General features: G+C 62.4%; 18 protein-coding genes. 7 read left to right on the plus strand and 11 right to left on the minus strand.

Annotated features, from left to right (window positions below):
* Window positions 1-102: 102 nt before the first annotated feature.
* The 4 genes from mce to VD811_05165 form a co-directional block, all read right to left on the minus strand.
* Window positions 103-510: a methylmalonyl-CoA epimerase gene (mce, locus tag VD811_05150; GenBank protein ID HXV20364.1), complete on the minus strand. Its 408-nt coding sequence runs from the start codon at window positions 508-510 to the stop codon at window positions 103-105.
* A gap of 62 nt (window positions 511-572) precedes the next feature.
* Window positions 573-1,553, minus strand: coding sequence for a methylmalonyl Co-A mutase-associated GTPase MeaB (meaB, locus tag VD811_05155; GenBank protein ID HXV20365.1), 981 nt, complete (start codon window positions 1,551-1,553; stop codon window positions 573-575).
* A gap of 70 nt (window positions 1,554-1,623) precedes the next feature.
* The gene (gene scpA / locus VD811_05160) at window positions 1,624-3,768 is read right to left on the minus strand and encodes a methylmalonyl-CoA mutase (GenBank protein ID HXV20366.1); all 2,145 of its coding nucleotides are present in this window, start codon (window positions 3,766-3,768) and stop codon (window positions 1,624-1,626) included.
* An 85-nt stretch (window positions 3,769-3,853) separates the two neighbouring features.
* Entirely contained in the window at window positions 3,854-4,414 is a 561-nt protein-coding gene (locus VD811_05165; GenBank protein ID HXV20367.1) for an XRE family transcriptional regulator, read from the minus strand.
* 364 nt (window positions 4,415-4,778) lie between these two features.
* Here VD811_05165 and VD811_05170 point away from each other — a divergent pair, with 364 nt between their 5' ends.
* From VD811_05170 to VD811_05185, 4 genes are all read left to right on the plus strand, one after another.
* Window positions 4,779-5,861 (plus strand): hypothetical protein, encoded by a 1,083-nt coding sequence (locus VD811_05170; protein HXV20368.1) that lies wholly within the window; start codon window positions 4,779-4,781, stop codon window positions 5,859-5,861.
* Between the two features lie 112 nt (window positions 5,862-5,973).
* Window positions 5,974-6,720, plus strand: coding sequence for a futalosine hydrolase (gene mqnB / locus VD811_05175; GenBank protein HXV20369.1), 747 nt, complete (start codon window positions 5,974-5,976; stop codon window positions 6,718-6,720).
* Complete coding sequence (locus tag VD811_05180) at window positions 6,717-7,553, plus strand: 1,4-dihydroxy-6-naphthoate synthase (protein ID HXV20370.1); 837 nt, start codon at window positions 6,717-6,719, stop codon at window positions 7,551-7,553. Before mqnB ends, VD811_05180 begins: the two co-directional genes overlap by 4 nt.
* Before the next feature lie 442 nt (window positions 7,554-7,995).
* Window positions 7,996-8,208, plus strand: coding sequence for a hypothetical protein (locus tag VD811_05185; GenBank protein ID HXV20371.1), 213 nt, complete (start codon window positions 7,996-7,998; stop codon window positions 8,206-8,208).
* Between the two features lie 111 nt (window positions 8,209-8,319).
* Here the strand turns inward: VD811_05185 and VD811_05190 are convergent, their stop codons facing one another.
* The 5 genes from VD811_05190 to VD811_05210 all read right to left on the minus strand — a co-directional run bounded on the left by VD811_05190 (window position 8,320) and on the right by VD811_05210 (window position 18,609).
* Window positions 8,320-11,298: a biotin/lipoyl-containing protein gene (locus VD811_05190; GenBank protein ID HXV20372.1), complete on the minus strand. Its 2,979-nt coding sequence runs from the start codon at window positions 11,296-11,298 to the stop codon at window positions 8,320-8,322.
* A gap of 48 nt (window positions 11,299-11,346) precedes the next feature.
* The gene (locus VD811_05195; GenBank protein ID HXV20373.1) at window positions 11,347-13,071 is read right to left on the minus strand and encodes a carboxyl transferase domain-containing protein; all 1,725 of its coding nucleotides are present in this window, start codon (window positions 13,069-13,071) and stop codon (window positions 11,347-11,349) included.
* Between the two features lie 617 nt (window positions 13,072-13,688).
* Window positions 13,689-14,363: a flavodoxin family protein gene (locus tag VD811_05200; protein ID HXV20374.1), complete on the minus strand. Its 675-nt coding sequence runs from the start codon at window positions 14,361-14,363 to the stop codon at window positions 13,689-13,691.
* Window positions 14,364-14,393: 30 nt separating this feature from the next.
* Window positions 14,394-16,901: a glycogen/starch/alpha-glucan phosphorylase gene (locus tag VD811_05205; GenBank protein HXV20375.1), complete on the minus strand. Its 2,508-nt coding sequence runs from the start codon at window positions 16,899-16,901 to the stop codon at window positions 14,394-14,396.
* A gap of 112 nt (window positions 16,902-17,013) precedes the next feature.
* Complete coding sequence (locus VD811_05210; GenBank protein HXV20376.1) at window positions 17,014-18,609, minus strand: DUF445 family protein; 1,596 nt, start codon at window positions 18,607-18,609, stop codon at window positions 17,014-17,016.
* Window positions 18,610-18,742: 133 nt separating this feature from the next.
* Between VD811_05210 and VD811_05215 the strand changes: the two genes are divergently transcribed.
* Window positions 18,743-19,255 (plus strand): GNAT family N-acetyltransferase, encoded by a 513-nt coding sequence (locus tag VD811_05215; protein ID HXV20377.1) that lies wholly within the window; start codon window positions 18,743-18,745, stop codon window positions 19,253-19,255.
* The gene (locus VD811_05220) at window positions 19,252-20,388 is read left to right on the plus strand and encodes a M20/M25/M40 family metallo-hydrolase (GenBank protein HXV20378.1); all 1,137 of its coding nucleotides are present in this window, start codon (window positions 19,252-19,254) and stop codon (window positions 20,386-20,388) included. The genes VD811_05215 and VD811_05220 overlap by 4 nt, the downstream gene beginning before the upstream one ends.
* 49 nt (window positions 20,389-20,437) lie before the next feature.
* Here the strand turns inward: VD811_05220 and VD811_05225 are convergent, their stop codons facing one another.
* A complete protein-coding gene (locus VD811_05225) occupies window positions 20,438-21,433 on the minus strand; it encodes a sugar phosphate nucleotidyltransferase (GenBank protein HXV20379.1) in 996 nt (331 codons plus the stop codon).
* 111 nt (window positions 21,434-21,544) lie between these two features.
* On the opposite strand from VD811_05225, the gene hslO reads away from it, so the two are divergent.
* The gene (gene hslO / locus VD811_05230) at window positions 21,545-22,417 is read left to right on the plus strand and encodes an Hsp33 family molecular chaperone HslO (GenBank protein HXV20380.1); all 873 of its coding nucleotides are present in this window, start codon (window positions 21,545-21,547) and stop codon (window positions 22,415-22,417) included.
* Window positions 22,418-22,469: 52 nt separating this feature from the next.
* On the opposite strand, the gene VD811_05235 is transcribed toward hslO, so the two are convergent.
* Window positions 22,470-22,807, minus strand: a 338-nt coding sequence (locus VD811_05235) for an ATP-binding cassette domain-containing protein (protein ID HXV20381.1), incomplete at its 5' end; no start/stop codon positions are given.

The following is a 22,807-nucleotide window of genomic DNA, read 5'->3' on the forward strand; positions in this document are numbered from 1 at the left end:
CAAGCCAAAAGCATCGGTCGGACCAATTTAACGACAGGCCAGAAGCCGAGATGAAAAATATGCGTCAACTCTGTATGATTTTCGTTAGACCTCCGCTACTTTTCAATGTCCGCCCCCCTGGCAGAGCTCGGTCAGCACGCCACCGGTGGCCTTGGGATGCAGGAAGGCAATCCGCGTTCCATGAGCACCGCAACGGGGAGTTTCATCAATCAAACGAATGCTCTCTCGCCGCAACCGGTCAAGGGCAGCTTCGAGGTCATCCACTTCGTAGGCGATGTGGTGGATGCCTTCCCCGTTTTTTTCCAAGAACCGGGCCACCGGGGAATCCGGCGAGGTCGGCTCAAGAAGTTCGATGCGGCTCTCCCCCACGGAAAAAAAGGCGACCTTGACTTTCTGTTCGGCAACGACCTCGGTTCCCTCAAATTTCATCCCCATGATATCCCGATAGAGGGGGATATGGCTGTCGATGCTTTTCACGGCAATGCCGATGTGGTTGACTTTCCTGGTCATAGAACCCCCGCAGTTGAAAAATTGGATTGGCCTTCAGATGCTTGCTGGTTGCGACAAGAGGATCAATGCCCCCTCTTGAAAGCTTCAAGAAGCCTGCGTGCCGCCGCGCTTGGCGTGGTCAGCTCTTTCGCCACGGCATCCTGAACCTGATCGAGCAGGGCTTCGACATTCCTGTCCCGTAGGAAGAGGTCCTTGAGATCGTTCTGCACCAGGGTCCACATCCAGTCGGTCGCCTGCAGCCGCCGTTTCCCGGCAAACTCGCCACTCGCCTGCATCCTCTCGCGAAAGGCCATGACGGTCAGCCAGGCATCGTCGATTCCTTGCTGCTGCAGGGCACTGCAGAGCAGCACGGGAACCTGCCAGTTCGCACTCTTCGGCTTGAGCAGGTGGAGGGCGTTGACATACTGGCGCCGGGCCAGCTCGGCGCGCTGGCGTCCCTCGCCTTCTGCTTTGTTGATCACTATGGCGTCAGCAATTTCCATGACCCCTTTTTTGATCCCCTGCAACTCGTCGCCGGCGCCCGGCAACTGCAGCAGCAGAAAAAAATCGACCATGGAGGCGACGGTAATCTCCGACTGGCCGACGCCGACCGTCTCGACAATCACGACGTCGTAGCCGGCGGCCTCACAGACCAGCATGGTTTCGCGGGTCTTGCGCGCCACCCCGCCGAGCGTATCGCCGGCCGGGGAGGGACGGATGAAGGCCCGGGCCTCGCGGGAAAGTCTCTCCATGCGGGTCTTGTCGCCGAGAATGCTGCCGCCCGAGAGTTGGGAAGAGGGATCGACAGCCAGCACGGCGACCTTGTGCCCTTGTTCGATAAGATGGAGACCGAGGGCTTCGATGAAGGTGCTCTTGCCGGCCCCGGGCACTCCGGAGATGCCGACGCGGATGGAGTTGCCGGAATAGGGCAGCAGTTCGTCGAGAAGGGTGGTGGCGGCAAGGGAGTGGTCGAGATTGCGGCTCTCGATCAGGGTGATGGCCTTGGCCAGGGCGCGAAGGTTGCCACCCTTGACACCCTCGGCGATTTCGTGGAGTTTAATCAATGCCTTAACCGGATACGGAGAAGAAGAAAGAAGGGGCAGGCCAATGGCCCACCCCGTTGCATCCTGACAATTACCGGCGTTTTTCCTCTATGGCATCAAGGGTTTCTCCGGCCGAGACGGCGATCGGCGTGCCCGGCCCGAAGATTCGCGAAGCGCCGGCCGCGTAGAGGGCGTCGTAGTCCTGTCGCGGAATGACGCCTCCGCAGACGATGACGATGTCCTCGGCGCCGAGCGCTTTCAACTCCGCGGCCAACTGAGGAACGAGGGTCTTGTGCCCGGCAGCGAGACTGGAGACGCCGACGACATGCACGTCGTTCTCCACCGCCATCTTGGCCGCCTCTTCCGGCGTCTGGAAAAGGGGCCCCATGTCGACGTCAAAGCCGACATCGGCATAGGCCGTAGCCACTACCTTGGCGCCGCGGTCATGGCCGTCCTGGCCCATCTTGGCAATCAGGATGCGAGGCCGGCGACCTTCACTGGCGGCGAAGGCGTCGATGCGCTTTTTCAGTTCGGCAAAATCCTTGTCGCTTTCCACAATCGATCCGTAGGCTCCCGATACCAGTTTGATCTCGGCCCGATGCCGGCCGAAGACCTTTTCCATCGCATCGGAAATCTCGCCGACGCTGGCCCGCTCGCGGGCCGCCTCGACGCAGAGGCCGAGCAGATTTGCTTTGTTATCTTCGCACGCTCTGGTGATGGCGGCAAGGGCCTGCCGGCAGGCGGCCTCGTTGCGCGTGGTGCGAATCTTCTGCAGGCGGGCGATTTGAGCCTCGCGCACCGCGGTATTATCGATGTCGAGAACATCGAGCGGCTCTTCCTTGGCCAGCCGATATTTGTTGACGCCGACGATGACGTCGCGGCCGCTGTCGATGGCCGCCTGTTTTTTGGCCGCCGACTCCTCGATGCGCAGCTTGGGCATCCCCGACTCGATGGCCTTGGTCATGCCGCCAATCGCCTCGATCTCGTCGATAATCTTCTGCGCCTCCTCGATCAGTGAAGCGGTCAGCGCCTCGACATAATAGGACCCTCCCAGCGGATCGACAACCTTGGTGACGCCGGATTCCTCCTGGATGATCAACTGGGTGTTGCGGGCGATGCGCGCCGAGTGGTCGGTCGGCAGGGCGATCGCCTCGTCGAGGGCGTTGGTGTGCAGCGACTGGGTGCCGCCGAGTACCGCCGCCAGGGCCTCGAGGGTGGTGCGAATGACGTTGTTGTAGGGATCCTGCTCGGTGAGGCTCCAGCCCGAAGTCTGGCAGTGAGTGCGCAGCATCAGGGATTTGGCGTCCTTGGGATCGAACTGGCGCATCAGCTTCGACCAGAGGAAGCGGGCAGCCCGCAGCTTGGCGGCTTCCATGAAGAAGTTCATGCCGATGGCGAAAAAGAAGGAGAGCCGCGGTGCGAAAGCATCGACGTCCAGCCCCTTGGCGATGGCCGCCCGCACGTACTCGATTCCGTCGGCCAGCGTGAAGGCGAGTTCCAGGGCGTTGTTGGCGCCGGCCTCCTGGATATGGTAGCCGGAGATGGAGATCGAGTTGAAACGCGGCATGTGCCGACTGGTGTACTCTATGATGTCGGAGATGATCCGCATCGAGGGTTCCGGCGGGTAGATGTAGGTGTTGCGGACCATGAACTCCTTGAGGATGTCGTTCTGGATGGTCCCGGCCAACTGCTCCCGGGAAACCCCCTGCTCCTCGGCGGCGACGATGTACATCGCCAGAATCGGCAGGACCGCCCCGTTCATGGTCATGGAGACGGAGACCTTGTCGAGGGGGATGCTGTCGAAGAGGATCTTCATGTCCTCGATGGAGTCGATGGCGACCCCGGCTTTGCCGACATCACCGACCACCCGTGGATGGTCCGAGTCGTAACCGCGGTGGGTGGCCAGATCGAAGGCGACCGACAAGCCCTGTTGCCCGGCGGCGAGATTGCGCTTGTAGAAGGCGTTCGACTCCTCGGCGGTGGAGAAGCCGGCGTACTGGCGAATGGTCCAGGGACGGCCGGCGTACATCGAAGCCATCGGCCCGCGGACGAAAGGTTCAAACCCGGGCAGGGTGTCGGCGGTTTCCAGGTTTTCGGTGTCGGCTCGGGTGTACAGGGGCTTGATCCGGATCCCCTCCGGGGTATCCCACATCAGCCGGGAGAGGTCGTCGGCCTTAAGCTCCTTCTTGACCTTCTCCTGCCAGTTCGCAAGGGTTTTTTTTTGGCGCTCACTCATAGATTGCCCTCATTCACTGAGATTTGCCATTGATGAAATCGTCAAGGCGGGTACTTGATGGAATCAAGATCGGGACTTGCCCAGATTACCGGGTAACAACGGCGAGGACCTGGACTTCGCTTCCGTCGTAGGAAAGGAGACGGTGCTTCAGGGAAGAGTCGAAATAAACCGCATCCCCCTCCTCCAGCACCAACCGTTCGTCTTCGAGAATGACTTCCGCCTTCCCCTTGATGATCAGCAGAAATTCTTCCCCCTCATGATTGTAGAGGGTTTCCTCTCCGGCCCGCTCGGAAACGGTCAGGAGGAAGGGCTCCATCTTTTTGTTCCGCTTACGGAAGGAGAGGGCCTCGTAGGTATAGCCATGCCCGGTTCCCGCCTTGGAGATGACCCTGCTGACGACTCGACGCTCGCCCCGCTTGACCACTTCGTACTTGCGCTCCTCCTCGGTCTCCTCGAAGAAGAGTCCCATCTTGACGTCGAAGAAACGAGCGAGCTTGGAGAGAGTGGCAATCGGCGGGGAAACGTTATTGTTCTCGATCTGCGAGATCAGGGCCGGGGAGAAACCGGTCTCCCGCGCAACATCCTGCAGGGTCAGCTTGCGGGCCTTGCGCAGCTTCTTGATTTTGGAACCTATGTTGTACTCCATCCCCGAGCCCCTTAAAAATAAAAAAAGGTTCTATTATTCCCTCGGATATAACGGAAATGGTCGAAAATGTCAATCAAAATATTTTATTAAAGATAAAACTACTTTATCCAAATTTAAACGCACCTCCTTGTCTCCATTGACCGTTCAGAGGCTGTTCGGGACCGGCTTTCATTTTAATGATCCTTACAAACTTTCGTTTTGTTTTTCGCTTGTCTGCTCCACCCCGGGACGCCTCGCTGCGACCGCCGCCGTATTGACTTTTTTCCGCAAATCCACTACCTTTAAGCCTCGCACCGACCCACCGGCCCCGGTTGCTCGCCCCGAACTTCGTCGGCCTCGAAACAATCGAAATAAAGGATCGACCTTGCCTTTAGAAATTACCGATTACCCCCTGGGCATCCGTCTCTGGCCGAGCGAGCTTCGCCACGGCCGTCAGTCCATTCGCGAGGGGTATTGTTTCTCCCCCATGGAAAGCACCGCCGACTGCTTCCGCTTCACCGCCCTCGCCGGGGCCGAAAAGGTTGCCGCCATTTTCCGCTCCTTCGCCTCCTGCCTGCCTGACGAGGCCTTCCTGATCCTGGAGTTCTACGATGAGCCGGCGCCGCAGCAGAGCGAGGAGCAGCCGGTGCCAACCGTCTACTATTCCCCCTACCTGCCCAAGGAAGAGCTCCTCGCCACTCTCGAGCCGTACCTTCCACGTCTCATCCATGACGGCTTCGTCGGCTTCGGCCTGGCCAACAATCGCGCCGGACTAGAACTTTTCTACTCGGAGGAAAAGGTCTTGACCTGCTTCGCCGGCAACCACATCCGCGTCATGAATCTGCTGGCCCGGCACGGACTGCAACACGATCCGCAGATTCTTATTCCTACCGACCTCGGGCACGACCATCTCTCGCTGCTCTGTCACCCCCGCGGAGCCCTGCCACAGCCGTTTGCCGCCATGAGCGAGGGGGAACTGGATTACGTTCAGTTCTGCAGCGAGTTGACCGAACTGCTCGACATGTATCAGGTGGAAGAGACCCTCTCCTTTTTTCTTTCCGAGCGGGAGCAGGACGCCATCGAATCGTGTCTCATGTCGCATGAGCAGTTTGCGGAATTTGCCGAGGAGGATTTCGGCAGCCTGCTTCTCGACTGGAACGACTTTGTCGACGAATGCGAAGCGGGCTTCGAGGGGGACCTCTGGGAGTACCGGCAGGGACTCAAGCTGCGCGACGTGATTCAACACGTCGCCGAAGCCGTGCCGGCCGTTTTGGGCGAAAAGATTTTCGAGATCGTCGCAGATGCGGATAACCGGTTGCGCAAGAATATGATCGATGTTCGCAAGCGCCTCGATCCACCGGCCGAAATCCGTGCCCGCGACGATCATTTCTGGTACCGGGGCATGGTCCGCAACCAGGGCGTCTATCTGCGGCGGGACCTCATTCGCCAAGGGTGGTACAAGCCTTAAAATCAGGCCCGGCGCACGCGGCTAAAGGCTATGGGAGACCACCGTTTCCGGGCCTTGTGTGTCGGTTTTCCTATTGCCTCGAGCCTCGAGCCTCGAGCCTCGGGCCTTTGTTATGATCGCACTAATCGCCGCCGTCCCACTCGAAACCGAGCTGCTGCGCCGCAGCCTCGCCCCCTGCGAGGTGCGCCGCTGCTACGGCTACGACCTCTATCGCGGCAGCAATTTTGGTCGCCCGTTGTGTTTGCTGCACAGTGGCGTCGGCAAGGCAAGCGCGGCGGCGGCGGCCACGGCCCTGCTCGCCGCGTGCCGGCCGGCGGCCCTGATCATGCTGGGATGCGGCGGGGCTTATCCCGGCAGCGGCTTGGCGGTGGGCGACCTGGCCCTGGCCACCACCGAAATTTACGGCGATGAGGGGGTCCTCACCCCCACCGGCTTTCTCGATCTGGAAGCGATCGGCCTGCCGCTGGTTGAAAGGGACGGCATACAACTGTTCAACCGCCTTCCCGTCGACCCGCAGTTGCTCGAGCGGGCCAGACCGCTGCTGGCCCAGGCGGCGGACGCCGCTGCGCGGCGACTGGTCGAAGGCCCGTTTGTCACCGTCTCCACCGGCTCGGGAACCGCCATCGCCGGTGCGCAAATCGCCCGGCGCACCGACGGCATCTGCGAAAACATGGAGGGAGCGGCGGTCGCCCAGGTTTGTGCCCACCAGCAAGTCCCCTTTCTCGAACTGCGCGGCATTTCCAACCTGGTCGAGGACCGCGACCCTGCGCGCTGGGACCTGAAGGCCGGGGCGGAAACCGCCCAACGGGCGGTCCAGGCGCTGCTGGCCGGCTGGCACGGCGGCAAGGTCCCGGCATGAACCGCGTCCTGACTCTCGGCTATTCTCCCTGCCCCAACGACACCTTCATCTTCTACGCCCTGGTGCACGGCAGGGTAGCCCTTCCCGGCTGTACGCTGCAGGAGCGCCTTGAAGACGTCGAGACCCTCAACACCCTGGCTCTCCAAGGAGCGCTCGACCTCACCAAGATCTCCTACCATGCTTTTGCGCACCTGCGCCGGGACTACTGCCTGCTGAAAAGCGGCGGAGCGCTCGGACGAGGCTGCGGACCGCTGGTGGTGGCACGGCGGGAAGCCACGATGGAGAGTCTGCGCGGCAAGCGCCTCGCCATACCCGGTCGACTGACCACCGCCAATCTGCTGCTGCAGCTTTATGGGGAGGGGTTCGACAACCTTCTCGTCCTCCCCTTTCACCGGATCATGGCAGCGGTCGCCGAGGGAGAAGCCGATGCCGGTGTGATCATTCACGAGTCGCGCTTCACCTTTCGCCAGCACGGATTGCAGCAGGTGCTCGATCTCGGGCAGTGGTGGGAGGAGGAAACCGGCCTGCCGATCCCGCTGGGCGGCATCCTCGCCCGGCGCGCTCTCGGCGCCAAACTGATCGCCGGCATCGATGCCGCCCTGCGCGCCAGCGTCGATTATGCTTTCGCCCATCCCGAAGAACCAGGAAGTTACATCAAGAAGCATTCGCAGGAGCTTTCCGATCCGGTGATCGAGAGCCACATCGGTCTCTATGTCAATGACTTTTCCCGCGACCTCGGCGAGGAGGGTCGGCTGGCGATCGAGATTCTGTTCAGCCGTGCCGCGGCCCGCGGTATCATCCCTCCCTGCGATCTTCCCCTCTTTGCGTCCTGAGCATTCCCCGACCGGACAACCGTTCCGTTTCTCTTTCCTCCCCGTGGCGAAACTTGAAAAATCCCAGTTTCAGGCGCAATTGCGACCTAATTACCAGAAGACAGGGTTTGTCAATGGTCCGACCACCCAGCCAGGCAAAAAAATTCTTTGATTTTTCCTCCTTTCCCCTTTACATGCAGGCTTTCAATTCAGAATACCGATCTATTTCTAAATACAGCCGCAATATTGCTGATTTGGGTAATTTGACAGCAATGTTCGCAATTTTTTTCATGGGTGCATTCTAATTACAAACCAGCGGTCTACACCATAAAACAAAAATCAAATGCAACATGCTGTTTTATCAATATTTTTTACCTATTTGCTATTGCAACAGGTCACTTGCTGGTTTAGACTTCAAGCGTAATTGATAATTTAAACCACATGCAGCACAAGGAGAATGGCCATGAGGTGTCCCGTTTGCAAAAGCCATGAGTATGTCGAGATGGACCTGCATGCCGCTGGGTTCGCCGAAGAGATCGTTACCTGCAAGATCTGCGGTTCGATATGGTCTGTCAATCACGGCGTAACCGAAGTCGTCAAGGATGCCCAGAAAAACTCGTTTATGGGGGCCATTTCCGAATGTGTTGAGGCGGACGATTACAGCTGGGCGGTGTAAATCTGCCAAAAGCTAAATAGCAAACCCCGCCGTGATGCTGGCGGGGTTGTGTTGTACCAGACGAGGGTTCCCCACCGCAGGGGGGAACCCTTTTTGTTTTTTGCCTGGAGATCAGAGTACCGCCTTGAGGTACTCGGCAGTGCAGGTACGCTTCTCCTTCTCGACCGCCTTCGGATCCACTTCGACGAATTTCTCGTCCGGGGTGATTTTGAAGAGCGGCTGCCCCTTGGAGACGATGGTGCCGTCGCCGCCTTCGATCAGAATCTTGTCGATAGTGCCGGAGAAGGGGGCGTAGATCTTGTTGAACATCTTCATGACTTCGATGATGTAAAGCGGCTGCCCCTTCTCGAAATGCATCCCCTCATGAACGAAGGCCGGCATCCCCGGAGCTTCCTGGGCATAGTACATGCCGCCGCAGAACGATACGATTTCGTCCGCCTTGGTGGACGGCGGCGGCACCAGCACCTTTTTCATCCGCGCCTGCAGGTCGGGATCGGTCAGATATTCCGGGATGGTGATTTCCAGATCCTCTTCGACGCGCAGATCCCAGAACCTCGTGTTCTCGGCAATCAGGAAGGGGATGCCGATCAGTTCGAGGCCCGCCTCGAATCCGTAATGGGCGGAACGGATCTGCTGCCAGCTCTCCGCATCGAACCCACCCTGCGGGCTGTCCTCTTTCAGCAGTTCGTTGAGCTTGAAGTACTCGTCCTTGCTGAATCCGAACTTCTCGCGCAGGGTGGCGTAGAACCGCAGTCCCCTTTGCAACAGTTCGAGGTCATGGCTCCAGATCACCTCGGCGGCAGGCTCTTCCGCCCGGAAGTCCATATTGAGATAGGCGTAGGTCTCCTCGAGAATGACCAACGGATTGCGCAGGAAAACCACCTTGCCGTTGCCGAGGCGGAAGTTTTTCCGGTTCAGGCTCAGCCAGCCGGCGAGCAGATGCGGATCGGCCAGGAGGGCCTCCATGGGACGGGTCAGCAGGGTCCCCTTGCGGTCAAGCAGTTCGGAGATGTTCTTGAGCTCCTTGCCCAGCACCTCGGGCTGGTCGGCAAACTGGTCGGAAACCAGCTTGGCGTAATATTTCTTCATCTGCAGGAAGGCATACACCGGATCGAGCTTGTTGGCTTCCTCCTTGAGCGTACCGACCAGGGTGAGATAGGGGACGACGAAACGGGTGGTCGGCTTGGCGTTGACATTGCGGCCGATAAACCAGTTGACCAGGCCGTAGTGGAATTCGAGGTTGGTGGCCAGATCGGTACCACGGATCTTGGTGTTGCAGATCACCCTGGACAGATACTGATAGCTGTCGAGACGATCCTCGCCCTTGGTCAGCAGCAGGGCGATATTGGAGTCATAGGCGCCGGCCACCTTGTAGCGCATGAACAGGCCGGTGTCCGGATTCACCATGCAGATTCCCTGGTCGTCACGGATTTCACCCTCAAGGGGTTTGGACCAGTAACGGATCATGCCGCCGGCATGGGGCGAAAGGGAAGCGTCAGTTGCGTTGAGCCGGGCTTCGGCGGCCGCGCCGAATCGGGTGATCCGCTCGGGCTTGGGCAGACGCTCCTTGTGGCGGGCCAGTAGGGCCATCGCTTCGACCAGCGACTCGACGATGAAATAGTCGCCGGGGTTATTGGGATTGGTGAACTTCAGGCTGTAGCAGAGTTCGGTGACCCGATGTTCCACCTGGATGCGGGTGTTGACCTCCATGAAATAATACCGGTCGCGGTCGACGATGCACTCGAAGGTGGAGGCTGAGTCGAGTCCTACCGCCTGGCCGAAGCGCGCCGCATCCTCTTCCATCCGCTTGAGAACCTTCAGGTCGCTCTCCAGTACCCTGGCTTCGACCTCCCGACCTTCGGCCCTGGCCTTCTCGATGGCGGCCGCCAAACCCTCCTGGGTGACGGAGACCTCCAGCAGCTTCTGCTCGTGCATCTGCAGTGAGCAGTCGCGGCCGCCGAGGGAGACGCACCACTGGCCGTTGCCGAGGAGCTGGATTTCATTGTGACGGGTCTGCTCGATGTTGAGTTCGATGAGGACGTTCTTGTTGTCGCCGATCCCGGTGGCCTTCACTTCGTTGAGAATTTCCCGGACCATGCCGGGGGCGTCGGCAGCAGCCTTGGCGATCTGGGCGGCACTGGGGTTTTTGGCCGTGAGCAGAGAGGCGCCCAGAATCCGCTGCCCCTTGCCGCCGCCGCCGCCGATCGCCTTGAGGCGAATACGGCTCTGGGGGTTCTGTTTGAACATCTCGGCCACATCGGCCTGTACCTGGGCGCAGAGCTCTTCAACCGAGAAGAGGTCGATCCCCTTGGCGTAGGAGGCGAACAAAATATGGTCGGCCAGTGTCTCCAGCGCGACCTTCTTGTCCTTGAGCATCTTTTCGTCGCAGGCAAGCCCTTCGGCCTTGACGAGAGCCAGCAGCTGCTCGCGGCCGGGATGCTTTTTCAGCAGGGTGCGGGCGGTAACGTTGTTGATGCCCGGGGTGACGCTGACGTTGACGCCGAGCGCGGTTCGCTTGGCCTCGTCTTTCTTGCCGGCGCTCGCCTGGGTGGCGGCACAGGGGCCGATGAACTTGAGCCCGGCCTTTTCGATGGCGGCAACGAACTCCTCATCCTCGGCCATGAAACCGTAACCGGCAAAGACCGAGTCGTAGCCGTTGTCCCTGGCGGTCCGGATGATCTGGTTGATCCGCTCCACCCGCTCCTCCTTGCTGGCCCCGGAGTAATCGGGCACCCGGTGGACACGGGTCGAGTCGGTCAGCTTGCGCAGTTCGGGCGCCAGGGCGTTCGGATAGACGATGGAGTCCTTTTCCGACAGCAGGATGCCGTAATGGGTAATCCCCATCTCCTCGTAGACATCCATGGCCTCCTTGCGGATGGGGCCGCGGCAGACGATGAGCGGCTTCAGGTCCTCACAGGCAAATGAGCGCACCCACTCGGAGGATGACTGGCTCAGGCGGCGGTCCCGATGAATCAACGGGTTGTTTTTGTAGTAATCGATATTCTGCGTCACCGGCCGGAGTCTGTCCTTGTAGCCTTCGATAGCCTTCAACTGCGGCCGCGCAGTATCCTTTTTAATTTTCTGTGCCATGGGTTTCATCTCCAATCAGATCCCTTTGGTCGTTAATCCCGTCGGTGATTAATGGAACTCGCGCTGGATGCCGCCCATCGGCGAGGGCTTGTAGTGCCTGAGGAAGAAGTTCAGGTTCTCACCAAGGACCTTGCGCAGGTCGGTGGGCATGACGATGGAGGAGATGGAGCCCAAAGCGAGACCTTCCTTCGGATTCATCAGCTCTTTTTCGTAACGCAGGTTGAGCTGGGCCTCGCTCGCCCTGAGCCACTCGGCCGCCTCTTTCTCCGCGTCCCTTTTGGCCTCTTCGCCATCCATGCCGGCGGCCACCCGCTCGTGGACTCCCTGCTTCACCCGATCGGGGATGGCACTGCGCAGTTTTCGCAGTTCGTCCTTGTAGACGAACTCCTTGCCGGCCGGACCCATGACCGCCAGGCGGGTGGTCGGCAGCGCCAGCACCAGGTCGGCGCCGGTCGGATAGTTGTTGTAGGAGGCGTAGGCGCCGCCGAAGGCGTTGCGCAGGATCAGCAGGATGCGGGGGGTGCGTACATCGACGATGGCATCGAGCATGGAGCGCCCGGCCTGGACGATGCCGCGGGCCTCCTGCTCGCGGCCCGGCAAAAAGCCGGTGGTGTCTTCCATGAAGATGAGCGGGACATTGTAGATGTTGCAGAAGCGGACGAAGCGGGCGATCTTGGTGGCCGAATCGCAATCGATCTGCCCGGAGGCCACCGCACTGTTGTTGGCGACGAAGCCGACGACGTTGCCGCCCAGGCGGCCGAAAGCCGTAACGACTTCGCGGGCCCGCTCCGGTTGGATCTCGAAGTAGTCGCCGTGATCGCAGATCTGCTGGATGATGATCGACACGTCGAAGGGGGTATTGAAGCCGGTCGGCGAGTTGAAGGCTTTCTTGAGCAGGGTGTTGATCTCCCAGGTCTTGCGGTCGAGGGGGTCGCTGGTCGCCTGGAAGGGGGCCAACACGCTGTTGTTGTCGGGGAGATAGCTGAGCAGCCGGACGGCGGTGCGCAGGGCGGCGACTTCGTCGGTGACGGTGAGGTCGACGACGCCGGACTTGCCGTGGACCTTCGGCCCGCCCAACTCTTCCGGGGTAATATCCTCCCCGAGGACCGACTTGACGACCCCCGGTCCGGTGAGGCCGAAGAAGGTGTCGTTGGGTTGGATGAGAAAGCTCCCCTGGCGGGGGAGGTAGCTGCCGCCGCCGGCGTTGAAGCCGAACATGCACATGATTGAGGGCACCACGCCGCTGATCTTGCGCAGGGCGGTGAACGCCTCGGCATAGCCGTCGAGGCCGCCGACCCCGGCCGGGACGAAGGCGCCGGCGCTGTCGTTCATGCCGATCAGGGGGATTCCCTTCTCGCCGGCCATCTGGAAGAGGCGGGCCAGCTTGCTGCCGTTGGTGGCGTCGATGGAACCGGCGCGGACGGTGAAATCGTGGCCGTAGAGGGCCACGTCGCGGCCGCCGATGTTGAGGATGCCGGTGACCAGGGAGGCCCCGTCCAGGTTCTTGCCCCAGTTCTGGAACAGGATGTTGGGCTCCTGATCGGTGAGGACGCGGATTCTCTCCCAGACGGTCATCCGCTTCTTGAAATGCTGCTTCTCAATCTGGTCGATCTTGACCGACTTGATGGGGCGCTCCATCAGTTCGTGGCCTTCCTGCATCGCCGCTTCATAGCCGCCCGCCACGCCGGCAATCTCGCCAGGGATAGTGAATTCGACTTTCTCGGGTGGATCAAATGGATTTTTCAGTGAAGGCTTAATCGCTTTTTTTGACATTTCGGTCATCCCTCTGATGATTGGAATTTACTTCCCGGAAAGTAGCGGCCCGCGCTACGACCGGCCAGCCTGTCGACTGCAAATGCCTGAAACGGGGAAATCCGGATCTGGGCCACCTAAAACATTGTTTCTCGAAAACCCCACTACAAAACAAAAAACTCGCCGAATTGTCAAGAAAATTTTTATTTAGGGTAAAAAACTACAAATTTCGTTTCCAGCTGTTTTCTCCGCTCCACCACATGGTTTTCGGGGACGGGAAGAATGAGCCAAGACCTCATGAGCAGACCCGGGCCGCCTCGGAGAGCCCGTCAAAAACAAAGTACATGTACACGTTTTTACGAAGCAATTCAGACCGCCTCCGAGGCCGGCAAGAGGATGATTCCATGCCCGCAAAAACCGATTGGCCGGCAACACGGATGCCGGCCTGTTGATTAAAGTGGGCACAATGACCCGGTTTGAATTTTTTTTGCAGTAAAATGCCATTTGTCGGAACGGTTGGGACAGAAGCTTTCCGGAACAGGCGGACAGGCGGGATTTTGTCGACCGCCGGGAAGTGGAAAGACCCGCACCCTGTGCGGCCATTCGCCCATCGGACCTTGCAGGAGGGGTTGCGCTGCCTACCTCATTCCCTCCCGATTCTGCCAGTAGGCGTACTCGTAAGGCCATTCCTCCCGACGCCAGGCCACCAGTTCCCGCATCCTCGCCCGAAAGTCGCGCATCTGCCGTTCCACGTCCGGATCGATCCGCCGCTCCCGACAGGCGCGCACCAGCTCCGCTCCCAGCTGCTGCGCCTGCTGCACGAGCCCTTCGGTGAACACCCCGTCCGGCAGCGCCGCCATGGTGGCATGCACGCCGCCGATCGGCCGGATTCCCGTGGCGAGCTGGAACCGCCCGATATAGTCGACAACCGGATCGTCGCCGCCCCCTCCCGAGGTGACGACCGCGGCCCCGTACTTCCCTTCGAAGCCGAGACAGTGGATCGTCCCGCAACAGCGGTCCATGAAGGCCTTGAGCTGGGCGCTGACACTGAAAATGTAGTTGGGGCTCGCCAGAACCACCCCGTCGGCGGCGGCAATTTTGGCCCGGATCGCTTCGAAGATGTCGGGGTGCGGACAGCGTCCGGTCTTGTGGCAGGCGTCGCAGGCGACGCAGGGGCGGACCTCGCCGGCACCGAGGCAGACGGTTTCTGCCTGCGCACCTTCGCCGCGGGCCCCTTCGAGCACCAGCTCCAGCAGCCGGCCGGTGTTCCCCCGCATACCGTGAGGACTGCCGAGAATAGCGACAATGTTCATCTCTTCCTTCTCCTTGTCCTGGCGCCGGGACTATTCGATCGGCAGCGCCGGCACCGGGGTCAGGCCCCAGATATCCTCGCTGTATTGGCGAATGGTGCGGTCGGTGGAAAACCGGCCGCTGGCAGCGGTGTTGCGGATACTCATGCGCAGCCACCTCTCCCGGTCGCGATAGGCGTCAGCGGCGCGCCGCTGGGCCTCGACGTAGGTGCGGAAATCGGCAGCCGTCAGCCACGGGTCGTGCGGACTGGTGATGGTGGCAATGAGCGGGTCGAAGATGCACGGCTCGAACTGGTTGAAATGGCCGCTGGTCAGCAGTTGCAGCACCCGCCGGAGATCCTCGTCGGCGGCGATGATGGCGGCCGGGTCGTACTGCTGGCGCCGCTCCGCCACCTCTTCGGCGGTGAGGCCGAAGAGGAAGAAGTTCTCTTCCCCCACCTCCTCGCGGATTTCGATGTTCGCCCCGTCCAGGGTGCCGATGGTGACTGCCCCGTTCATCATGAACTTCATGTTGCCGGTTCCCGAGGCTTCCTTGCCGGCGGTGGAGATCTGCTCCGAAAGGTCGCTGCCGGGGGCGATCACCTCCATCGCCGTGACCCGGTAGTTGGGGAGAAAGGCCACCTTCAGCCGGCCGTTGACGTCCGGATCGTCGTTGACCACGCCGGCCACGTTGTTGATCAGCTTGATGATGCTTTTCGCCATGGCATAACCGGGAGCTGCCTTGCCGCCGACCAGAACGCAGCGGTCGGTCCAGTCGGCCGTATCACCCCGCTTGAGGCGGTCGTAGAGGTGGATGACGTGCAGGACGTTGAGCAACTGCCGCTTGTATTCGTGGATGCGTTTGACCTGCACGTCGAAGAGCGCCTCGGGATCGAAAACGACGCCGCAGTCGGCCTCGACCATGGCGGCCAGCCGCCGCTTGTTCGTCAGCTTCACCTCATGCCAGCGGGTGCGGAACTCCGGATCCTCGGCCAGCGGCTCGAGACGGCGCAGTTGCTCGAGATCGGCCACCCAACCGTCGCCGAGTTTTTCGCTGATCAGTTCGCGCAACCCCGGGTTGCACCAGGCGAGCCAGCGGCGTGGCGTGACGCCGTTGGTCTTGTTGTTGAACTTTTCCGGCCAAAGTTCGAAAAAATCGTGAAACAGTCCCTCGGTCAGCAAACGCGAATGGATGGCAGCGACGCCGTTGACCGAGAAACTGCCGACAATGGCCAGGTAGGCCATGCGCACCATCGGCTCGGTGCCTTCCTCGATCAGCGACAGCCGCTGCTGCCGCTGGCTGTCGCCGGGCCAGCGGCGGGCGACCTCGGCCAGGAAACGGGCGTTGATTTCGCAGATGATCTCCAGCAGGCGCGGCAGCAGCTGGCGGAAGAGCCGCACCGGCCACTTTTCCAGGGCTTCCGGAAGCAGGGTGTGGTTGGTGTAGGCCATGGTCCGCGAGGTGATCGCCCAGGCCTCGTCCCAGCCCAGACCGTGCTCGTCCATCAGCAGCCGCATCAGCTCCGGGACGGCGCAGCTCGGATGGGTATCGTTGAGCTGGAAGCAGTTCTTTTCCGCAAAGGCGGTAAAATCGCGGCCCTGCATGCCGACCCAGCGGGCCAGCACGTCCTGCAGGCTGGCCGAAGCAAGAAAGTACTGCTGGCGCAGCCGCAACTCCTTGCCGCTCTCGCTGGCATCGTTGGGATAGAGGACCATGGTGATGTTTTCGGCGGCGTTCTTGGCGGCGACCGATTCGGGGTACATGCCGGCGTTGAATTCGCCGAGGTCGAACTCGTCGGTGGCGGCCGCCTTCCAGAGGCGCAGGGTGTTGACGGTGCCGTTGCGGTAGCCGGGGATGGGGATATCGTAGGGGATGGCAAGGACGTCGTGGGTATCGACCCAGCGCGCCCGCAGCTCGCCGCCGGCGTCCCGGATGAACTCGCTGCGCCCGCCGAACCGGATCCGCTGGGTGTACTCGGGACGCTCGATCTCCCAGGGATTTCCCGCCCGCAGCCAGTGGTCGGGTTCCTCGACCTGGCGGCCGTCGACGATCAACTGGCGGAACATGCCGTACTCGTAGCGGATGCCGTAGCCGGTGACCGGCAGCTGCAGCGTCGCGCAGCTGTCGAGGAAGCAGGCGGCCAGCCGCCCCAGGCCGCCGTTGCCCAGTCCCGCATCGTGCTCCGCTTCTGCCAACTCTTCCAGCTCCAGGCCGAGGCACTGCAGGGCCAGCACCGAGGTCTCGTCCAGACCGAGGTTGAGCGTGGCGTTGCCCAGGGTGCGCCCGATGAGGAACTCGAGGGAGAGGTAGTAGGCGTGCTTGCAGTCGTTCCCCTCGTAAGCGTAGCGGGTGCTCTTCCAGCGCTCCATCAGGCGGTCGCGCAGGATCAGGACCAGGGCCTGGTAGGCGTAATGGGCCGAGCGGCTGTGCCGGTCGCGGCCGAGAGTGTAGGTATAGTAGCGGCGGAAATCCTCGACCAGGTCGAAGACGTCCATGCCGAGGGGGGGGAGATCGGTGAGACTGGCGTTGAGCTGGCTCTCCTGCAACTTCTTGGTAATCATCGCATCCACCTCTTCTTGGCGATTCAGAGTATCCCCCCGCGAACTCCGGGGAGGCGCAGACGGCAAGTGTTATTATAGCAGAGGCGGAGAAATGGCAAGCCGGGGCACGACGTCAGCCCAGCCGAGGAATCAGCAGATTGGCAAGTCCGATGAGGAAGCCGAGCAGGCCGCCGAAAAGGTTGATGTACTTGAACTGCTCCTGCATGATGCCGAGCAGCAACCCCTCCACCTTGAGGATATCGAGGGAATTGACCTTCTCCTCAACCATGCGCCGCACGTTGAGGGTTTCCACCAGGGGCGGGACCTCTCTCTTGAGAAGCTCGCCCAGCTGCCGGCAGAGCCCCTCTTCCAGCTCCTCGCGGACATCGACTGGCAGGCGGGCGGAGAGCTTGCCCAGCGGCCGGCTGAACAGCCACTCCTCGGCCTTGGCCGCCAGCACCTTTTCCAGGGCTTCGCGGGCACCGGGGGAACGCAGGACCTCTAGCAGGCGGTCGGCCAGCAGCTCCCGCCCCCGCGCCACCCCTCCCTCGGGGAGCGCTTTTTCGAGCAGCGCGCCAAAGGAGCGGTCCTTGAGCCGGTCGAGGCCGCGTTCGGCAAGGGTGAGCGTGGCCTCGGCGGCCCGCCGGGACTGCACCATGGAGACCGCCCGTTCGCGAACGAAGCGGCGCACACCGGCTACCTTTTCATAGGGGACCTTTTCCAGGTAGGTCCGCAGCGGCCGATCGAGCAGCGCATCGAGTCGCTCGCGCAGCAGCAGGGCCACCTGCGCCTGGGTCTTCTCCTCACGCAGCCAGCGAGCGATTTCGTCGCCCGCCCGATCGAGAAACTCGGGGATGCGGGCGTAGACCTTCTCCAGGTTGATGAAGCCGGCCAGCAGCCCGGAAAATCCGCCCAGCGAGTCGAGAAACCCCTCGATCCCCTCCCGCCCCTTTTTCACCAGGCGGCTGCGAAAATCGGGATCGTACAGCATCCCGCCGAACTTCTCGAGCAGGGGCGGGATCTCTTTCTCCAACTGGGCGAGGAGCACCTCGACCAGGTCGGCCGGGAGCAGTTCGCGCAGGCTGCGGTCGGAAGCCAGCCACTGTTCGGTTCTGCCGTCGACGAAGCCGGCCACCGCCCGGGCCACCCCGTCGGAGTGGAGAAAGTCGGAGAGTCGCCCGTCGAGATGCTCGCGCAGCTGCTGGTAGCGTTCCGGGGTAAGAAAACTCTCCAGGTCGCGGGCGAGCAGCTCGTTCCCCTTGCGGCGCAGAAACTCCCGGAACCTGGCCTCGAATTCGGCGCTCTCCAGGTAGTCGAAGACACTCTTGGCGAGTTTCCAGCGCAGCAGGTCGACCAGGTCGCGGAAACGGGCCTGGTAATCGGCCGGCACCAGCGAGACCGCCGGTCCCAGTTCCCGGTCGAGAAAGTCGCCGAGCTTCTCCGTCACCACCCCGCGCAGCTCGCGGCGGAAGGACTCCTTCTCCAGCACCCGCCCGACATCCTCGGCGGTGAGCAGGTGGCTGCCGACCATCTCCCCCATCTTTTCCGCCAGCTCGGAGCGCTTGGCGGGGATGATCCCTGGAGTGAGCGGCAGACGCACACCGAAGATCCGCCAGGGATGCAGCGGCCGGAAGAGCATGCGGATGGCGATGTAATTGGTCACGTAGCCGATGAATGCCCCCAGCAGCGGCGGGAGCAGGTAGGGCATATACGGGGCAAGTGCAGACATGATCCTGACCTCTGGGTCCTTGGGGTGAAAGGTGCCTCATCATAACCGCATTCGCCGGCCAGGACAAGGGCGGCCGGCGGCAAAGTCTGCTATAGTTTTTCCAGCTCAGCGAATCCACTCTGCGAGGCCTGCCATGTCCGAACCCCGCCCTGCCGGCGAAAGCCGGCTGATCATCCGCGAGATGAGCATCGACGACTTCTCCGAGGTCTTCCATATCGGCGAGGAGGTCTTCACCGCCGAATTCTCCCCCAGCCTCTACCGTACCTGGGACGAATACGAGGTCACCACCCTGTTCAACTCGGACAGCGAGCTCTGCCTGGTGGCCGAGGCCGGCGACTCCATCGTCGGCTTCGCCCTCGGCACGACGGTGGAGAAGCATCACTCCCCCTGGAAATACGGCTACCTGGTCTGGCTGGGGGTGAAGAAGGGGCTGCAGAAGGCGCGCGTCGGGGAGCGGCTCTTCCGCGAGATCCGCCGGCGCATGCAGGAGCAGGGGGTGCGGATGATCATCATCGACACCGACGCCGACAACCTGGCGGCCATCCGCTTCTTTCAGAAGCAGGGGTTCGGCAATGTTCAGGAGCACGTCTACATGACCCTGAACCTCACCCGCCCGAAGCGCAAGGCGGCGGAGAAAGCGCCATGAGCGACCGGCTGGAACGGGCCTGGCGGACGATCGATCCGCAGCGGTTGCGCACCACCCTGCTCGACCTGCTCGACATCTATTCCCCTTCCGGCAAGGAAGAGGACGTTCAGCTCTACCTGGAGGAGCGCCTCACCGGCGCCGGTTTCGCCGTCGAGCGGCAGGCAGTGGAGGAGGATCGCTACAACCTGCGGGTGACCATGGGGGAGGCGGAGCCGCAGCTCTACCTGGTGGGGCATGTCGATACCGTCGCCGCCTGGGATCTGGAGGTCAGCGGGCCGCGCGAAGAGGGGGGGATCATCCACGGTCTGGGCAGCGCCGACATGAAGGGGGGGTGCGCCGCCATGCTCGAGGCCTGGCTCGCCCTGGCCGCGCTGCCGGCGCACGAACGACCGGCGGCGGGGCTGCTGCTGGTGGTGGGGGAGGAGGAGAACGGGGACGGCAGCGCCGCCTTCCTCAGGCAGCAGCGTCCGCCCTGGGTGGTGATCGGCGAGCCGACCTCCCTGGTCGCCTGCTTCGCCCACTACGGCTACCTGGAGGCGGGGTTCGTCACCCGCGGCCGGCGCATTCACTCCTCGCTGCCGGAACTCGGGCACAACGCCGTGGAGTCGATGCTGCGGGTGCTGCTCCATCTGGGGCGCGACCCGCTCTTCGCCCGGGAGTCTTCCGGCATCGTCTACTCGATCCGGGAGATGAGTTCGGCGCGGGCGGGGTTCGTCGTGCCCGACCGCTGCGAAAGCTGGATCGACCTGCATCTCCCCCCGGAAACGGACCCGGGCGCCGTCGCCGAAGCGATCCGCCGGCGGGCCACCGGCGCCACCGAATACGTTCCCGACCTGGATCTGGAGGTCGCCTTCGATTTCGCCGCCCGCGGCTACAGCCTGGGCACCGACAACCCCCTGGCAGCCCGGCTGCGGGAAGTCTACCCGAAGCTCGGCCTGCCGCTGCACTGCGACGCCTTCCGCTCCCACTCCGACGGCAACCTCTTCTTCGAGGCGGGAGTGCGGCCGCTCATCCTCGGCCCCGGCGCCCTGGAGAGCGCCCACACCCCCGACGAGCAGACCACCCTGGCCGAAGTGGTCGCCGCCGCCCGGATCTATGCGGCGCTTTGTCTAAGGAGGAAGGATGAGGGATGAGGGATTTTCCTTCTTCCTCCTGCATCCTTCCCCCCTCATCCTTGCCCCTCTACCCCTCCATCTCGATCAGCGAATGGTCGCCGATGTTCATCCGCCGGGGGGAGCCGATCAGGGTGACGCTGTCGCCGAGGATGGAGGAATGCAGGATGATGTCCCGCACCTTGCTGTCGGCGTTGATGATCGCGTCCCGGATGATGCTCTCCTCGACCACGCTCCCGGCGGCCACGGAAACGTTGGGACCGAGGATCGAGCCGCGCACCACCGCTCCCCTCTCGATGTGCACCGGCTCGATGAGCACCGAGTTGACCACCTCGCCGTGGGCATGATGGCGTCCGCGCAGCAGGTACCGGTTGGTTTCGAGCAGGGTCTCCGGCTTGCCGCAGTCAAGCCAGGCGTCGATCTCCGGCGCCCGGAAACGGCGGCCGTCCTGAATCATGCGCATGAACACGGAAGGGAGATAGTACTCCCCCTTGACCGTCTCCCCGGCGGCGATGGTCTGCTCGAGGTAGCCCATGAAGCGCCTGCCGTCCTTCAGGTAGTAGAGTCCCACCTGGGCCAGCCTGGAGACGGGGGTGTCCGGCTTCTCGACCATGTCGACGATGGTGCCGCCGCGCACCACGTTGACCCCGAAACGCTGGTAGTCCTCCACCTCCTTGGAGTAGATCAGCCCGTCGCAGTCGTCGCAGAGCTGGGGAATGCGCGTGAGGTCGGTGACGAAAATGGTGTCGTTGAAGACCACCAGCACATCGTCCCCGGCCTCGATGCGGGGGGCGGCCAGGGCCACCGCATGAGCCGGACCGAGCCGCTCCTGCTGGACGATGTAGGTGCAGTTCAAGCCGGGAAACCGGGCGGCCATGAAATCCTCGATCTGCTTGCCGTTCTCGTCGGTGATGAAGATGAATTCGTCGGCCTTGAGGACCTCCAGCCGGCTGATGATATGCTCGAGCACCGTCTTGCCCGCCACGTGGACCAGGGATTTGGCCTTGGTATGGGTGTGCGGTCGCAGGCGGGTCCCCTTGCCGGCGACCGGGAGAATGATTTTCATGCTGCCTCCTTCGAAATGATAGCCGCCCGGTCCTTTTCTCCGCCGGCGAAATCGGCTATTCTGTTTTCCGTTCTGCTTCGACCCCTATCCTGCTGCTGAAACGGAGTCCCGATGAAAGACCACCTGATCCGCATCCTGACCGCCGACGGTTCCCTGCGCGCCACCGCCGCCGTCACCACCCGCCTGGTCGAGGAGAGCCGGCGGCGGCAGGGGACCGACCCCACCGCGACGGTGGCCCTCGGCCGTCTCGCCACCGGCGCCGCCCTGATGGGGAGCCTGCTGAAGGGGGAACAGCGTCTCGCCCTGACCGTCGAAGGGAACGGTCCGCTGCAGAAGCTGCACGCCGAAACCGATGCCGCCGGCCATTTGCGTGCCTCGGTCAGGCATCCGGTCGCCGGGCTGCCGCCCCGCGAGGGGCGCTTCGACGTCGCCGGGGCCGTCGGCCGCGCCGGCTTCCTGCACGTGGTCAAGGACCTCGGGCTCAAGGAGCCGTACCGGGGCGTGGTGCAGCTCTACACCAGCGAGATTGCCGAGGACCTCGCCTATTACCTCACCACTTCCGAGCAGACGCCTTCGAGCGTCGCCCTCGGCGTCTCCCTGACCCCGGAAGGCAGCGTCGCCGCGGCGGGCGGTTACCTCGTCCAGGCGATGCCCGGCAGCGACGACTCGCTTATCCCGCTGCTCGAGCAGCGCCTGACCACCCTGCCGCCGGTTTCGACCCTGCTGCGTGACGGGGTAGGGCCGGCCGCGATACTTGAACATCTCTTCGCCGGCATTCCCTACAACCTCCAGGGGGAAACGGAACTCGTCTTTCGCTGCGGCTGCAGCCGGCAGCAGGTGCGCCGGGTGCTGCTCGCCCTGGGCAAGGAAGAGCTGCAAGAGCTGGCTGCCCGCAATGAGGCAACGACGGTCACCTGTGAATTCTGCAAGGAACCCTACGATTTCCCCGCCGCCGAACTGAAAAGGCTGTCCGCCTTGCTCTGAGGATTTGGTTTTCCCCGTGGATTATAGCAGACGGCGCCGGGCTGGGCCAGCATCACGCCTCTTCGCCGTTGACGCCAAGGTCCTGCAGCCGCCAGAGCCGGGCATAGAGGCCGCCCTGCTGCAGCAATTCCCCGTGCGTCCCGCACTCGCGGATCTTACCCCGGCGCAGCACGACGATGCGGTCCGCCCGCCGCGCCGACTGCAGGCGGTGGGCGATCAGCAGCACGCTGCGCTGGCGGCCGGCGGCGGCGAGCCCCCGGTTGACGAGGTCCTCGGTCAGCAGGTCGAGGCGGCTGGTGGCCTCGTCGAGGATCAGCACCCCGGGTTGCGGGACCAGCGCCCGCGCCAGGCAGAGCAGTTGCCGCTCACCGGCGGAGAGATTTTTGCCCC

This window comes from Desulfuromonadales bacterium, from assembly GCA_035620395.1.
Classification (GTDB): Bacteria; Desulfobacterota; Desulfuromonadia; order Desulfuromonadales; family DASPGW01; genus DASPGW01.